Source organism: Parasphingorhabdus sp. W113, from assembly GCF_055693205.1.
This window is the reverse complement of record NZ_CM146328.1, coordinates 939,040-954,342: the sequence shown is the minus strand read 5'-3', so window position 1 is coordinate 954,342 and position 15,303 is coordinate 939,040. Positions and strand designations below refer to the sequence as shown.

Annotated in this window: 15 protein-coding genes and 1 pseudogene; 4 read left to right on the top strand and 12 right to left on the bottom strand. The window is 58.3% G+C overall.

All coding sequences use genetic code 11. From position 1 onward, the window contains the following. Positions 1-76 precede the first annotated feature (76 nt). Both ACZ1GS_RS04525 and ACZ1GS_RS04520 read left to right on the top strand, forming a co-directional pair. Entirely contained in the window at positions 77-1,033 is a 957-nt protein-coding gene (locus tag ACZ1GS_RS04525) for a sterol desaturase family protein (protein ID WP_472697298.1), read from the top strand. Continuing rightward, positions 967-2,554 (top strand): annotated as a pseudogene (locus ACZ1GS_RS04520) (GMC family oxidoreductase). The gene ACZ1GS_RS04525 and the pseudogene ACZ1GS_RS04520 overlap by 67 nt, the downstream one beginning before the upstream one ends. 124 nt (positions 2,555-2,678) lie before the next feature. Here the strand turns inward: ACZ1GS_RS04520 and amt are convergent. From amt to ACZ1GS_RS04465, 11 genes are all read right to left on the bottom strand, one after another. Next, a complete protein-coding gene (gene amt, locus ACZ1GS_RS04515; protein ID WP_472697297.1) occupies positions 2,679-4,013 on the bottom strand; it encodes an ammonium transporter in 1,335 nt (444 codons plus the stop codon). 17 nt (positions 4,014-4,030) lie between these two features. After that, the gene (locus ACZ1GS_RS04510) at positions 4,031-4,369 is read right to left on the bottom strand and encodes a P-II family nitrogen regulator (protein ID WP_472697296.1); all 339 of its coding nucleotides are present in this window, start codon (positions 4,367-4,369) and stop codon (positions 4,031-4,033) included. 143 nt (positions 4,370-4,512) lie between these two features. Beyond that, positions 4,513-5,331 (bottom strand): patatin-like phospholipase family protein, encoded by an 819-nt coding sequence (locus ACZ1GS_RS04505; RefSeq protein ID WP_472697295.1) that lies wholly within the window; start codon positions 5,329-5,331, stop codon positions 4,513-4,515. 34 nt (positions 5,332-5,365) lie between these two features. Next, positions 5,366-5,578, bottom strand: a complete 213-nt coding sequence (locus ACZ1GS_RS04500; RefSeq protein ID WP_472697294.1) for a putative signal transducing protein — start codon at positions 5,576-5,578, stop codon at positions 5,366-5,368. A 6-nt stretch (positions 5,579-5,584) separates the two neighbouring features. After that, a complete protein-coding gene (locus tag ACZ1GS_RS04495) occupies positions 5,585-6,142 on the bottom strand; it encodes a pyridoxamine 5'-phosphate oxidase family protein (protein ID WP_472697293.1) in 558 nt (185 codons plus the stop codon). A 26-nt stretch (positions 6,143-6,168) separates the two neighbouring features. Then, a complete protein-coding gene (locus ACZ1GS_RS04490) occupies positions 6,169-6,705 on the bottom strand; it encodes a CPBP family glutamic-type intramembrane protease (RefSeq protein WP_472697292.1) in 537 nt (178 codons plus the stop codon). Then, on the bottom strand, positions 6,686-7,231 hold the full coding sequence (locus ACZ1GS_RS04485) for a DUF924 family protein (RefSeq protein WP_472697291.1): 546 nt from the start codon (positions 7,229-7,231) through the stop codon (positions 6,686-6,688). Before ACZ1GS_RS04485 ends, ACZ1GS_RS04490 begins: the two co-directional genes overlap by 20 nt. Beyond that, a complete protein-coding gene (gene tldD / locus ACZ1GS_RS04480) occupies positions 7,231-8,661 on the bottom strand; it encodes a metalloprotease TldD (protein ID WP_472697290.1) in 1,431 nt (476 codons plus the stop codon). Before tldD ends, ACZ1GS_RS04485 begins: the two co-directional genes overlap by 1 nt. A gap of 48 nt (positions 8,662-8,709) precedes the next feature. Next, the gene (locus tag ACZ1GS_RS04475; RefSeq protein ID WP_472697289.1) at positions 8,710-8,922 is read right to left on the bottom strand and encodes a zinc-finger domain-containing protein; all 213 of its coding nucleotides are present in this window, start codon (positions 8,920-8,922) and stop codon (positions 8,710-8,712) included. Positions 8,923-8,990: 68 nt separating this feature from the next. Continuing rightward, a complete protein-coding gene (locus ACZ1GS_RS04470; protein WP_472697288.1) occupies positions 8,991-9,515 on the bottom strand; it encodes a DUF4402 domain-containing protein in 525 nt (174 codons plus the stop codon). A gap of 77 nt (positions 9,516-9,592) precedes the next feature. Continuing rightward, positions 9,593-10,114, bottom strand: coding sequence for a DUF4402 domain-containing protein (locus ACZ1GS_RS04465; RefSeq protein WP_472697287.1), 522 nt, complete (start codon positions 10,112-10,114; stop codon positions 9,593-9,595). Positions 10,115-10,274: 160 nt separating this feature from the next. Between ACZ1GS_RS04465 and ACZ1GS_RS04460 the strand changes: the two genes are divergently transcribed. Next, entirely contained in the window at positions 10,275-11,210 is a 936-nt protein-coding gene (locus ACZ1GS_RS04460) for an ABC transporter ATP-binding protein (protein ID WP_472697286.1), read from the top strand. Beyond that, positions 11,207-12,811, top strand: coding sequence for an L-aspartate oxidase (gene nadB / locus ACZ1GS_RS04455; RefSeq protein WP_472697285.1), 1,605 nt, complete (start codon positions 11,207-11,209; stop codon positions 12,809-12,811). The genes ACZ1GS_RS04460 and nadB overlap by 4 nt, the downstream gene beginning before the upstream one ends. A 24-nt stretch (positions 12,812-12,835) precedes the next feature. Here the strand turns inward: nadB and ACZ1GS_RS04450 are convergent, their stop codons facing one another. Beyond that, complete coding sequence (locus ACZ1GS_RS04450) at positions 12,836-15,241, bottom strand: HAD family hydrolase (protein ID WP_472697284.1); 2,406 nt, start codon at positions 15,239-15,241, stop codon at positions 12,836-12,838. Positions 15,242-15,303: the final 62 nt, after the last annotated feature.

Genomic DNA, 15,303 nt, shown 5'->3' with positions numbered 1-15,303 from the left:
TCCGGACAGCGTCAGTAAACGCGATGCGCAAAAACGCCACTCGACAGCAACTGACAGTCATGTAAATAGAGGAGCCATGGAAAGCCTGCCCGACCCGACCCATTATGCGATTCCGTTTTTCGTGATCACGGTTGCGCTCGAGTTTTTTGCGAGCCGCTATCGCGATCATATTCGCTATGACGTGAAGGACATGGCAACATCGCTGACGCTGGGACTGGGTAGCGTCTTTGCCGGCATATTGACTGGCGGAATTGCGGTTGCCGCGAGCTTTTTCATCTATCAATATCGGATTTTCGACATTCCGCTAACCGCCTGGTGGGCCTGGGTTCTGGTCTTTTTTGTCGATGATTTCTTCTATTATATATTCCACCGCGGCGCGCACCGGATCCGCTGGGTGTGGGCGGCGCATGTCAATCATCACAGCAGCGAATTTTATAATCTCGGGACCGCGCTGCGCCAGCCCTGGACTAGCACATTCGCGCTGACCTGGATCTTCAGCCTGCCGATGTTCTGGTTCGGTTTTCATCCCGCCATGGTCGCCTTTGCCGGCGGCGTGAACCTGCTCTATCAATATTGGATCCACACCGAAGCGATTGACAAGATGCCGCGCTGGTTCGAGGCGGTGATGAACACCCCATCGCATCACCGCGTCCATCATGCCACCAATCCGCGCTATCTCGATCGCAATTATGCCGGTATTTTCATCATCTGGGACAAGATGTTCGGGACGTTCGAGCCGGAAACCGAGCAAGAGCAAATCCGCTATGGGATCATCAAGAATCTCGACAGCTATAATGTCCTTTGGGCCGCCTTTCACGAATGGGTCGGCATGGCTAAGGATCTGTGGTCGGCGCCGTGGCGCTACAAGTTAAATTATCTTATCAAACCGCCAGGCTGGAGCCATGACGGTTCCCGGGACAGCAGCGAAACCATAAAGGAACGCTGGGCACAACAGGAGAGAATATCGTGGCAGAATATGACATCATCGTCATCGGTGGCGGATCCGCCGGAAGCGCCATCGCCGGACGGCTGAGCGAGGATGGCAAACGCTCGGTCTGTCTGATCGAAGCGGGTGGAAACAACAATAATTTCCTCGTCAAGACACCGGGCATGATGCCGTTTCTGCTCAAGAACGCCAACTGGCAATTTGATACCGTCCCACAAAAGGGCCTGAACGGACGCACCGGTTACCAGCCGCGCGGGCGGGGCCTCGGCGGGTCGAGTGCAATCAACGCGATGGTCTATATACGCGGCAACAAGTGGGACTATGACAATTGGGCGGCGCTGGGCTGCGATGGCTGGAGCTATGATGATGTCCTGCCCTATTTCAAACGGTCCGAAAGCAATGAGCGCGGCGGTGATGCCTATCATGGTGGCGACGGGCCGCTGTCCGTCTCCGACCAGAAATGGCTGAACCCCGGCAGCGTTGCCTTTGTCGAGGCCGCCCGCAATCTGCAAATCCCGATCCGCGATGATTTCAACGGCGCCGAGCAGGAAGGTATCGGCATTTACCAGGTGACCCAGAAAGGCGGGGAACGCTGGTCTGCCGCGCGGGCCTATGTCGAGCCGGGACGCAGCCGCGCCAATCTCGATATCCGCACCAAATCGCTAGTCGAGAAGCTGGTGATCAAGGATGGCCGTGTGACCGGGGTGCAAATCCAGCGCGGCCGCAAGAGTGAGACGCTGTCGGCACGTGGCGCTGTGGTGTTGTCTGCCGGTGCATTCGGATCCCCGCATATCCTGCAATTGTCCGGTATTGGCGCCGGAGAACATCTGCGCGAAAAGGGCGTGGATGTGGCCGTCGACAAACCCGATGTCGGCGCCCATCTCAAGGATCATATTGATTTCGTGTCCGGCTATAAAACAGAGTCCAAAGAGCTGATCGGGGACTCGCTCACCGGCACCGTGCGGATGGGCAAGGCGATCATCGAACATCGCATGAAGCGCACCGGCATCATGACGTCTCCCTATGCCGAGGCTGGCGGCTTCTGGAGCTCCGATCCGGACCTGCCTGCGCCGGATATCCAATATCATTTCGTCCCCGCCATGCTCGAAGATCATGGCCGCGAAAAGGTCAAGGGCCATGGCTTCAGCTGTCATGCCTGTGTGCTGCGACCGCATAGCGAGGGCACGGTGCGTCTTCATTCCGATGATCCGACCGCACCGCCAGCCATTGATCCGAATTTCCTCGACGACGACCGCGACATTGCCACGCTGCGCAAAGGCGTCCGCCATATGCAGCGGATCATGGAATCGCCGCCGCTCACGGACTTCAAACCGACCGATCGCCATCCGATCGACATGAGCGATGATGATGCGCTCGATGCGCTGATCTCGGGATCGCGCGGATACCGTCTATCACCCGGTCGGCACCTGCCGGATGGGCAGCGATGATCAGGCGGTTGTCGATCCGCGGCTCAAGTTCAAGGGGCTGGAGGGGCTGTATGTCGCCGACGCGTCGATCATGCCGGAAATTATCAGTGGCAACACCAATGCCCCCAGCATCATGATCGGGGAACGGGCCGCAGACTTTATCAAGGCCGATCTCGCCTAACCCCTATCTTACAGACAAAAAAAGGCCGGGGTGTTTCCACCACCGGCCATAAAGTTGTTGTTCTCAGGAGGAACAAATTGAGGTGCCGACCCTTATTGGGAGAGGAAGGCCGGCACCAAACTGATTATCCTTTGGCGAACTCGGGATAGGCCTCGACACCGACTTCGACGATGTCCATGCCGGTCCGCTCGTCTTCTTCCGAAGGACGGACGCCAATGGTAAATTTCAGGATCGACCAGACGATCGCGCTGGTCACCACGGTAAAGGCACCGATGGCTACCACACCGAGCGCCTGGACGCCGAGCTGGGCACCAACGCTCATGGTGACGCCATCGACTTCCGACTGGGTGTTCCAGGCGACGATCAACGTGCCCCAGATACCGGCCAGCAAGTGAACCGGAATGGCACCGACAACGTCATCAATCTTCAGCTTGTCGAGCATCGGAACCGCGAACACGACGATCGCGCCGCCAATCCCGCCGATGATGATCGACTGCAGCACATTGGGGGCCAGTGGTTCGGCCGTGATCGAAACCAGGCCAGCCAGCGCGCCGTTCAAGGCCATCGTGACATCGATCTTCTTGTAGAGGATCTGGGTCAGGATGATCGCGACAACGACACCGCCGGCTGCGGCCATGTTGGTGTTGACGAAAATCTTCGACACATCACCCACATCACCAATCGTACCCATGGCGAGCTGTGACGCGCCATTGAAACCGAACCAGCCGAGCCACAGGATGAACGTCCCGAGGGTCGCCAGTGGAATGCTCGAACCCGGCATCACGGTCACCCGACCATTGGCATAACGTCCGAGACGGGGACCGATGATCAGGGCACCGGTCAGGGCTGCCCAGCCGCCGACAGAGTGGACCAGCGTCGATCCGGCAAAGTCGCTAAAGCCGCGTTGATCCAACCAGCCTGCACCCCATTCCCAGCTGCCCGTAATCGGGTAGATGAAACCGGTCAGAACCGCGACAAAGATCAGGAAAGGCCAGATCTTGACGCGCTCGGCGACGGTGCCGGACACAATCGAGGCGGTCGTGGCGCAGAAGACCATCTGGAAGAACCAGTCGGAGGCCACCGAATACCCGGTATCGACATCGGATTCGCCAACCGCCTGCATGGCATAGGGACCGAATGTGCCAATCCAGCTGGCCACGTCGGTGTACATCAGATTATAGCCGGTGACCCAGAACATGATGCCGGCAATCGAATAGAGTCCGATATTCTTGAGGCATTGCATCGAAACATTTTTGGACCGCACCAGACCGGCTTCGAGCATCGCAAAGCCAGCGGCCATCCACATGACGAGAAAACCGCCAATCATGAAGAGAAGCGTGTTGAAAATATAGGCGGTGTTCGCGCTTGGATCGGTGACTTCTGCCGCTTCCTGCGCGAAAGCAGGGGATGCCAGCGACAAAGCCGCCAATCCCGCTGATACTGTTAAAAGGCGTTTCATTATTCTGCTTCCCCCGATTAAATCGCTGTATCGCCGGTTTCGCCGGTGCGAATGCGCACGGCGTCTTCCAGACCCATGATGAAGATTTTGCCGTCACCGATTGATTCCGTGCCGGCCGCCTGTTGAATGGCTTCCACCGCCTGCGCCGCGACATCGCTGCCACAGGCAATTTCCAGCTTCACTTTCGGCACCATATTGGTGGTATATTCGGCCCCGCGATACACTTCGGTTTGCCCTTTTTGCCGACCGAAGCCCTTAACTTCCGACACGGTCATACCGGCCACGCCCACTTCCGTGAGTGCGTTGCGCACATCGTCGAGCTTGAACGGTTTAATTATGGCTATGATGAATTTCATTACGCCCCCTGTTTTGGTTTCCAGGGAGAAACATCGCAAAGCCTATGCCAGAATCACAAGCTATTGGATTCAATCAGGAAAATGGAATCGCACCGTCTTAAGAAAGAGTAAATATTGTGCAATGCAGCACCGTTGCCTAATTTTTAGGCAGCACCCTGTTCGAGCTTGGCGAGGATTTCAGGGATGATTGCCTCGGTCTCGCGCCGGCCAATGGCGATCAGCTCATCGGCCTTGGTGAAATTCTGCATATCGATATGGCCAACCGGCGGCGACAGCGCGAAATCCGGGGGATCAAGCGCGAGCGAATAGCGTCCGAGATTGCGCAGCGACAGGCCAACCGAGGCTTTGACAATGGCAATGCTGTTTGGGGCCTTGCCGTCGGTGCGACCAATGCCCGCCATTTCCGCGCGGCTTATGAAATCATCCTGCAGGTTCACCGACAGGCAGAGTACATCCGGGGCCAATGCCCGCGCCGGCGATACCGGCACCGGCAAGGCGGTTCCGCCGTCGACCAGCAAACGCCCCTCATAATCCACCGGCTTGAAAATGCCGGGCAGCGACATGGACGCGCGGATCGCGGGCACCAGCTTGCCGTTTTTCATGATGATCGTATCGCCGCTGCGCAGGTCTGCAGCGACTGCGGCGACCGGAATGGACAAGTCTTCGAAATTGAGTTCTCCGAGCTGGGCGTCGAGTTCTTTCTCGATCGTCCGGGCGCCCATCACTGCGCCACGCTTGAAATGCGGATCCATGAACCGCAGCATCGTTCGCATGCTGGCGGTCCGCGCGGTTTCCTCGAGATAATCCAGTTTACCCGCCGCATAGCTCGCACCAGCAATCGCGCCAATGGACGTGCCGGCAATCGCGGCAATGTCCAGCGGCGACTCCTCGATCGCGCGGAGCACGCCGATATGAGTCCAGCCGAGACCAGCGCCGCCGCCCAATGCCAAGGATATTTTCATGCCGCGATTCCCGTGTTGCGTCCGCCCTGCCCGATCATAAGGATACATCTTCCGCCAATATCGCCCGCGCCTCGTCGAGATCTTCCGTCAGCACCATCACCCGCGCGGGCAGCGCAATACCGGCCCCTTCGACAATATTGACGCCGCTGTCAAAACACACCGCCCCGATACCCGCCGCTTCCAGCCGTCCGCGGATAATCTCGGCTTCAAAGCCATGCATATGGCGAGACAGTTCTACCAGGCTCATCAGCGTCTATTCACCACCCAGATAACGATCGGTGGGCCGGGTTGGCAGACCGTCAATACTCTCGACCCGACCGGCCATTTTCTCGACCCATTGATCCGGATCGGACTGACGATGCGCCTTCAAGAGGGTCGGCCTTTCCTGCTTCAATTCCATATGCGGGACACCCCAGCCGCAGCTGGTCTGCAAGCTATCGACCGCAATATCGAAAATCTGGCGGGTGCCCGGCAATATGTCGAAATGGCCCGACAGCTCCGCCCAACCCGCGTCCTGCGGCAGCACCGGCTTGCCCGTGCCATAGAGCCGCATGATCAGCGCGGGATTGGCAAAATTGTTGAACATGATCGTAACCCGCCCGTCGGCCACCATATGGGCGTGGGTTTCATTGCCGGATCCGCCAAGGTCGAGATAAGCGACCCGTTTCGGTCCGAGGATCCGAAAGACATCATAGCCTTTGGGAGAAAGATTGATCCGGCCATCCGCCGCCGCTGTCGCAACAAAGAAAACCGGCTGCTTGGCAATGAATGCCGCGTGATCATCATTTAGAGCGTCAAAAAATTCGGCCATTGGTCAAACTCCCGTCGGATCGCGCATCATGCGCCGTAGAAAGGCCCTCCTAACAGAGATTTCCAGATCAGAACAGCGATCCAGTGGAGGAATATGGCCGGCCATAGCGACCGCGAAACAATCCGCACATGCGCCAGCACGATCCCCAATATCAAGGTTGCTAGCCAGAAGGTCGGATGGAGGAACAGGGCCGCCCAGGGTGGGCCCAATGTCAGCGCCTGTAGCGGGTGCCAGGCGACAAACAGCAAAGTGGATATCCAGGCGCCCCAGCGCGGGCTCCACCGATTGGACCAGGACAGCAACACACCGCGAAAAACACATTCTTCGAGCAAGGCCGGCACCAGCAGCAACAGCAGCGCGGCGGTCATTATCGCCATTGGCGCGGTCATCGGGTTCCACTCGAGCCAGCCGCCGAGAAAACCGGCAAGCGCGACCAGCGCCAGCGTGGGCAGACCGGTACGCAGGGTCATCGTCCAGTGCTTCGATTCCGGCCAGCAGCGCAACGCGGCCCAGGTTTGTCGCAGGGCTTCCATCAGATAGTCCTTACCATTTTGCACCGGCATCAATCGCGGCCTGTTCGTCCGGCCGGGTCTCGCGCCCAAGCACGGCGTTGCGATGCGGGAACCGCCCGAACTTTACGATGACATCGCGGTGGGCTTTGGCAAATTTGATATTTTCGTCACCGCCAAGCGCCGTGAACAGACCAAGCGAACGGGTCTGGTCTTCCAGATCTTCGCTATGCATGAAGGGCATATAGACAAAAGTCCGCTGCGTGGGAGTCAGCGCTTCGTCCAGTTCCTGATCCACCGCCCGTTGCGCAATTTGCAGCGCGAGATGATCTGTCGCGAACGCTTGCGCGGTGTCGCGGAACATGTTGCGGGAAAACTGGTCGAACAGGATGATGGCAGCAAGTGCGGTTTCGGGATCGGCACAAAAATCCTTGGCGACGTTAGACTTTTGCTCGTGCCAAAGTTCTTCAAAATGTTCGGTGATCTGCTCGTCAACAGCCGTACTGGAACCGAACCAGTCATCCGGCGCCAATGTTTCAAACCAGAAGCGGATAACCGCGTTCGGCCATGGCTCCGTCATCAGGCGGCGGTTCCCCCGACAGTCAGGCCATCAACCAGCAAGGTTGGCTGGCCGACACCGGCAGGAACCGACTGGCCGCCCTTGCCGCACACGCCAATGCCTTCGTCGAGCGCCATGTCATTGCCGATGCCGGTCACTTTGGTCAGCGCGGTCGGACCATCGCCGATCAGCGTTGCGCCTTTGATTGGCGCGCCGAGCTTGCCATTTTCAATTTTATAGGCTTCGGTGCAGGAAAAGACGAACTTGCCCGAGACAATATCAACCTGTCCGCCACCGAAACTTTTCGCGTAAATGCCGTTCTTCACGCGGCTCATCAATTCATCCGGATCGTCCTTGCCGCCCCGCATGAAAGTGTTGGTCATCCGCGGCATCGGGGCATGGGCATAGGATTCTCGGCGGCCATTGCCGGTCGCGGGCACGCCCATGAGCCGCGCATTGAGCCGGTCCTGCATATAGCATTTCAGGATTCCATCCTCGATCAGGACATTTTCCTGGGTCGGCGTGCCTTCATCATCAATGCTGAGCGAACCGCGGCGTTCGTCGATTGACCCGTCGTCGACCACGGTCACGCCCGGTGCCGCAACACGTTCGCCGATCCGGCCGGAAAAGGCGCTCGTGCCCTTGCGGTTGAAATCGCCTTCAAGACCATGCCCGATTGCCTCGTGCAAAATGATTCCAGGCCAGCCGGGCCCGAGCAGAACGGTCTGCTCACCCGCCGGCGCGTCGACGCTTTCGAGATTGACCAGCGCTTGCGCCAGCGCTTCATCAATCGCGCGATTCCAGCGGCCTTCTTCGAAGAGCTGGTCGTAAAGATAGCGCCCGCCCATGCCGAAGCTGCCGGTTTCGCGGCGGCCATTCTGCTCGGCGACGATCGACACATTGAGCCGGACAAGCGGCCGGACATCGGTGGCGACAAAGCCATCGGGGCGGACAATTTCGACCACGCTCCAGCTGCCGGACAAGCCGACGGAAACCTGCGCAACGCGGGGATCCCGCGCCCGGGCGGCTTCATCGATCTTCTGGCACAAGGCGACTTTCTGCGCGAACGGGATGGTTTCAAGCGGATTGGCCGCGCCATAAAGATGCTGGTTCGATCCGCGCGGCGGCGGTGCCGGTTCGCCCTTGGCCGGATCGAGCAGTTGCAGCGTCTGGGCCGCGCGCTTGATCGCCGCCTCGCTAATCTCGTTGCTGTGGGAGAATCCGGTCATTTCGCCAGAGACACCGCGCAGGCCAAAACCGCTATCGGTGCTGTAATCTGCGGTTTTCAAACGCCCATCGTCAAAGCCGAAACTTTCGACCGCGCTATATTGCAGGTATAATTCCCCGTCATCGCAAGCCGTTAGCGACTGTGCGGTGAGCGCCTTGGCGCGCTCGGGATCCAATCCATCTGGACGATAGAGAAACGAACGTGGGTCAATATTCTGGGTCATGCAGCTTATATAGAAACGAAATCGGGGCCGCACACCCCCAAAAGCGGATTATTCGCTTTCGCCAGGATCCACCGGGCTGTCCGCCGGCCCCCCGATCAGAATGAACCGCCGATCGCAATAGCCACAATCGACATAGCCTTTTTCGTCAATTTCCAGCCAGACGCGGGGGTGGCCCAAAGCCGCACCACCGGGAATCTCGGAAGCACCATCGCAGGCATTTCGGGTCTTGGTGGTTCTCACTATGTCGGTCGCATCAGTCATGCAGGCCGATTAGCAACGCTGCTCCGGCTGCGCAATGGCCTAACGTCATGCACGAAGCGTTTTTTGCTTCAGAAGTAGGTGACCGTAATATCGAATGTACCGCGATAAGTGCCTGGTTCCTGGTTGGCACCAACCTGCAACGTGCCACCGACATTCAGATCGACCACACCGGCGGTGTTGAGAAACCGGAAGGTTGCACCATCAAGGGTCAGGCCGCTGACATTCATCGTTTCGCTCCCGCCATCCCGGACCAGTACTGGCAACGGTCCGCGGGTCACAAAGATAAACTGCAACGGGCCGCCATAGGTGACGAACCTGGCCGCTGAACTGTCATTCAGACCGCCGATAACCCCGCCAGTGGTGGTCCGTCCGCCGGTAAACGCGTTCACCGTCGCGGTGCCGCCAGTGGTGCCGGGAATCAGCGTGCCGAATTCAAGATCGGTGACATTCACCAAGGACAACGGCGCCAGCGTGATGGCACGGGCATCCGCGTTGGCATCCTGAGCAAAGGCAGCCGGGGCGGCGGTCATCACGACAAGCACCGCCATCAGGCCGCCAATCAGGCGCGGAATTATCTGGTCTCTGGTCTTCATACTCTACTCACTACCCATAAAACTTTAATCATGCCGGTGGTCTTCATGGTTAACCGGAATTAACCATGATCCGGCATCTAGAAATAATCGATCGTTACATTAAACGCCCCACGATAGGTGCCGGCTGCCTGATTGGGCCCCACCCTGATCTGACCGCCGACCCGATAAGTCACTTCCCCGCCGGCATTGAGAAACCGGTTGCGGCCGCCATCAAAACGAAAGCGGTTGATCCTCATCGTTTCGGTTCCCCCGTCGCGGACGATGAATATCTCGTTCTGATTGCTGGTAATCCGGACACGCAGCCCCGGTGTACCGCTGGCGGTAAACGAGGCCGCGGTTGGTGTTCCACCAATGGCTATCGCGTTGCCATTGCGCTGAGTCAGCGCGCCGCTGTTCGGATTCAACCGAAACACGCTCCGGGTTGTGCCAGGCACGAAATCGCCAAAATCGAGATCGCTATTTTTAACGACACTCAGGCCCTGATTGATTGTCACCCGTGCATCACCATTGGATGTTTGCGCAAGAACCGGAGAAAAAGGCGTCAGACAGGACAAGGGCGCAAGCAGCAAGACTGCACGCGCATAGGCGGATTTTCGCATCCGTTTCTGGTCCCCACACCGTTTCACACGGCTGTATTACCCCAATGAACGCAAATATATGTTTAAGGCCGTGGTCAAATTTGGTTAACCATGAACCGCAACCGACGAGACCCGCGATCAAAGGCTTTGATTCCGCGCGCAACGGGTTTATGCGGTGGCCATGACAGAAGCAGCCATCGCCATTCGCAATCTCAGCAAAACCTATGCCGGGGGCAAAAAAGCCCTGGATGATGTGACGTTCGATGTGCAGCGCGGCGAGATTTTCGGATTGCTCGGCCCCAATGGCGCGGGCAAATCAACCTTGATCAATATCCTCTCCGGCATGGTTTCAAAGAGCGGCGGCACTGCCAGTATCTGGGGTTTTGATATTGATCAGGATCACCGCAACGCCAAGGCATCGATCGGTATTGTTCCGCAGGAGATCATGTTCGATCCGTTTTTCACCCCATCAGAATCGCTTGAAGTGGTGGCCGGACTCTACGGCATCAAAAAATCGCAGCGCAGGACGATGGAATTGCTCCGCGCGGTCCATCTCGAAGACAAGGCCGATGCCTATTCCCGAACGCTGTCCGGGGGCATGAAACGCCGCTTGCTGGTCGCCAAGGCAATGGTCCATTCCCCACCGATACTGGTGCTGGATGAGCCCACGGCGGGCGTCGACATTGAACTGCGGCAGCAGCTTTGGGAATATGTCGAGCAACTGAACCGCTCCGGCGTCACGATTGTTCTGACCACCCATTATCTCGAAGAAGCGGAAAATCTCTGTGACCGGATCGCGATCATCAATCATGGCAAGCTGATCGCGCTCAAGACCACGCCCGAGCTGGTCAATATGGCGCGGGAAAAACTGGTTGAGCTGACGCTTGACCGTGATCTGTCCGAGGATACCGACGCCGCAACCTTTACCGATGCCCTGTTCCTGAAAGCAGACATCATCGGCTCACGGACGGTTGCGATCACTTATAACAAGGATCACACCAATGCCGGCGGGGTGATGCGCGCGGTGCAAAAGCGGGGCTATGAAATTGTCGACGTCACCACCCGGGAAGCGGATCTCGAAGACGTCTTCCTGAACCTGACGCGCAAAGCGGCATGAGCGATTTTGACGTTATCATTGTCGGCTCCGGCGCCGCTGGCCTGAGCGCCGCGATCACCCTGGCCCGGACCCACAAGGTTCTGGTGCTCGCCAAAGGCGAACTGGCTAGCGGATCTACCGCCTGGGCCCAGGGCGGCATCGCGGCGGTACTCGACGCCGGTGATACGTTCGAGAATCATATCAATGACACGATGGTGGCCGGTGCCGGACTGAACCGGCGGGAAACGGTAGAATTTGTGGTTGAAAATGCACCGGCGGCGATCGAGCGGCTGGTCGAGATGGGGGTTCCGTTCAACAAGGAAGCGGAGGTTCTCCATCTCACCCGCGAAGGCGGACATAGCCACCGCCGGATCGTGCATGTTGATGACGCAACCGGCTGGGCGGTCCAGGAGGCGTTGCAGAAAACCGCGACGGCACACCCGAATATAACCCTGCAACCGCATATGGTGGCGATTGACCTGATCGTCAACCGGCACACCGAAACGCCCAGCGGCGCAAAAAATGTCTGGGGCGTCTACGCGCTCAACAATGCCACTGGCCATGTCGAGACCCTGATCTCCCGCGCGACGATCATGGCGAGCGGCGGCGCTGGCAGAACCTATCTGTTCTCAACCGCACCGCGCGGTGCCACCGGCGATGGCATAGCGATGGCCTGGCGGGCGGGCGCGCGCGTTTCCAATATGGAAATGATGCAATTCCATCCGACTTGCCTGTATAATCTCGAAGTCAAAAATTTCCTGATCACCGAGGCGGTGCGCGGCGAAGGCGGGCATCTTAAACTGCCCCCGCTGAAAAACGGCAATGTCGACGAGGGCGGCGAGCGATTCATGCAGCGCTTTGATCCCGAACGGCTCGAGCTGGCGCCGCGCGATATTGTCGCCCGCGCCAATGATCACGAGATCAAGCGGCTGGGTCTGGATTATGTCCATCTCGACATTTCCCACCGCGATCCGGAATTTGTGCGCGATCACTTCCCCAATATCTATGACAAGCTAATCGGCCTCGGCATCGACATGACCAGGGAGCCGATACCCGTGGTGCCTGCCCAGCATTATACCTGTGGCGGCATCCTGATCGATCTGGCCGGCCGCACCGATTTGCCCGGTCTCTATGCCGTCGGCGAAGCCAGCGAAAGCGGGCTGCACGGCGCCAATCGCCTGGCGTCGAACAGTTTGCTGGAATGTTTCGTATTTGGCGATGCCGCGGCCCGCGACATAGTCGAACGATGGGATGAACTCCCGGAACCACCGGCCGTGCGGCCGTGGGATGAAAGCCGGGTCACCGACAGCGACGAAGAGGTTGTTATCAAGCAGACCTGGACCGAAATCCGGCGGTTCATGTGGAATTATGTCGGCATCGTCCGGACCACCAAACGGCTCGAGCGCGCGCAGAACCGGATCGCCTTGCTGCGCGGTGAAGTCGAAGAATATTATGGCAATTTCCGGGTCACGCAGGACCTTATCGAATTGCGCAATCTGATCGAGGTTGCCGATCTGATCGTTCAGTCCGCCCTGGCCCGCAAAGAGAGCCGCGGCCTGCACTATATCACCGACTATCCAGACAAGCTGCCCGAAGCGCAGGATACCGTTCTCGCGCCCTGACAGCAGGGTTCACAAAGGCGCGTTTCAAGCGACCTGTCTGAGCTTGGCCGTCTGTCCGTCGCGCAACACTGTCGGGCGGAAAACGAAATTGAGCATCATCGCATCCGCCGTCTGCTGCGCCGGGGGCGGAATGAACACAAAGGCTTCCGGCGTGGCACATTGGTGCAGACCCGGCGCCATTTCGGTCATCGCTTCGAACAAGGTTTCCGCAGCTTGCGAGTCATCGTCAATTTTCTTTTTCATGAAATCGTCGACGCCATGGAAACTGACATCATCAACTTGCAGCCAGTCACAAATCTGACCGATCATGATCGCGATCGTGAACCCGCCGGTCCCGGCCGGTATCAGCGCCTGATAATAGCCCTCATTGGTTGGAAAGGCATCGATCTCGATCTGCATATGGTCGGTTTCATTGGCCAGCGTGACCGGCAATGTGATCGGCGCACCCTGAAAATCCTTCTGCACCAGCTCGAGCCCGAAACGGCGGCTGGCAAAGGTTGGCAGCAGTGCCTGCATACCCTGCTGCTTCAATTCGCCGGGCAGATACATCCGGGTGATATTCTTGGAATAAAATAGCCCGCGGCGGCGCAGGCCGGTGGCGGCGGCTTCAGGATCAAACAGCTTGATCATGTCGCCGGTGCCCATGTTCACATCATGATCAAAATTGTCGAATATCGCGACTTCGCTGTCGACCGGCAGGAACAACAGCCGCGCCAGCGACGCCGCAGCCATCCGGCGAGCGCAATCGCCATCCCAGGATGCCGGGGTCGTCGCCCAGCCATCGCCATGGCGCTTCATATACAGGATACAGGCTTGCTGCGCGGCATCGCGCGCCGCGTTCTGGCTGCCTTTGATATCGGCCTTGTCGCGCTCGGGATTGCCCGCGTCATCGTAACCGACAACAGACCCCTGGGTCAGGGTGCAGAGCTGTTCCATCACCGCAATCGATTCACACAGCGCGGTCAGCGCGCCGGTATCATAGTGGCGTTTGTCGATCATGCCGCGCTTGTCAAAGTCCGTCAGCACCTGCTCGCGCAGCAACAAATAGCGCCCGGCGACGGTCAGATTCATGCCGGCGCGCAAGATCGGCTCAATCGCGTTTTGCGCCGATCCATTATAGCCCAGGTCCACGAGCATCACGGTATCGCCCTGATGCACACCATTGGCTTCGAGATGCGCGAACAGCTGTTTGCCACATTTCGTCGCCCGCGCCGCGATCTTGGCAACATTTTTGGATTTCAGGATTTCGCGAATAAAGGCATCGGGTTTGGCAATCCGGGACAGCTTCGCCGTTTCCGGCTTGGTAAACAGTAGCTGCCGGCAATAGGCCGCCTGGCGTTGTTGGGAATAGGCGTCCTTCTTGTTGTTTGTCGCTTCCCCGATCAGATAGGCTTCGATCGCCTCTCTGGTGGTGAAGCTGGCGGCATTGGCGGTGAAACGGCTGATTTCGACCATTTCGATCTGATCGACACGCTCGGGATAGGCCGCTGCAAAAGCCTGGGCCGGCAGAAAACCATCGCGCAGCAGGAACAGCAGTTTCGGGGTTTTCCCGGTAGCGGCGGCGACCGCGTCGGACTCTTCCGCAATCCACTTTGCAAAGCCCTGCATGATGGGGCCAAGCACGTCATGCCCGAACCGGAAAAGCGGATCGTCTTCGCTGCGCAACGAAATTTGCGCGCGCTGCGGCTGGAAAATGGGGGCACCGCGGCGGCTGTCCTTTTCGAGCATCACCGAAGCGACCGCTTCCAGACGCAGCCGTTCTTCGGCATCGGCATCAAACTGTTCGAAGTGCACGCCGCAAATGCCCAGCTTTTCCGGCGCTTCGCAGTCAGCGATAAAATTGTCCCCGAGATGCATGATCGTTTTTGGCGACCGGCCAAGATCAGCCAGGACATTGCGAAACAACCCGCTCGCCTTGTTGCTTCCATAGTCGCAGGAGCAGTAGATATGATCAATCTGGTCGATCACCGCCTGCCCGGCTGCAGCGGTAATCAGCGCCCGCAGCTGCGGCTCCGACAAATAGGTGTCGGACACGATGATAACCGTCAGGCCTCGCCGCTTGGCATCGGCAATCAGTTTGCACACCGGGTCAAAGGCGAAACAGTGGCGTGCTTCGGCGTCCAGTTCGTCCCGCACAAACCGGCTATTGTCATTATTTTCCACACCCTGAAACAGATTGGCGTAGATATCGTCGATGGTGACTTCATTCTTGTTTTTCTGGAGCGCCAGCGCCTTGCGCGCGCGCTGTTCGGCGGCCACGCGCAGATACATGCTGCCACCCGGCAAACTCAGGTCATTGAAAACGTCCACCGGCTTGTTGACATTCCGCCAGATCAGCGTGTCGAAACAATCGAGCGACAGGATTTCGGTGGTTTCCGGGGCGTGATCGAGAAGGGATTCAATGTCCCGGGCCTGAACGGATTTTGGCATAGCGAGTGGGCTCCTCAAAAGGCAAGAAATTGCTGGCAGGTCCCACGGCCTATGTCCTCGTG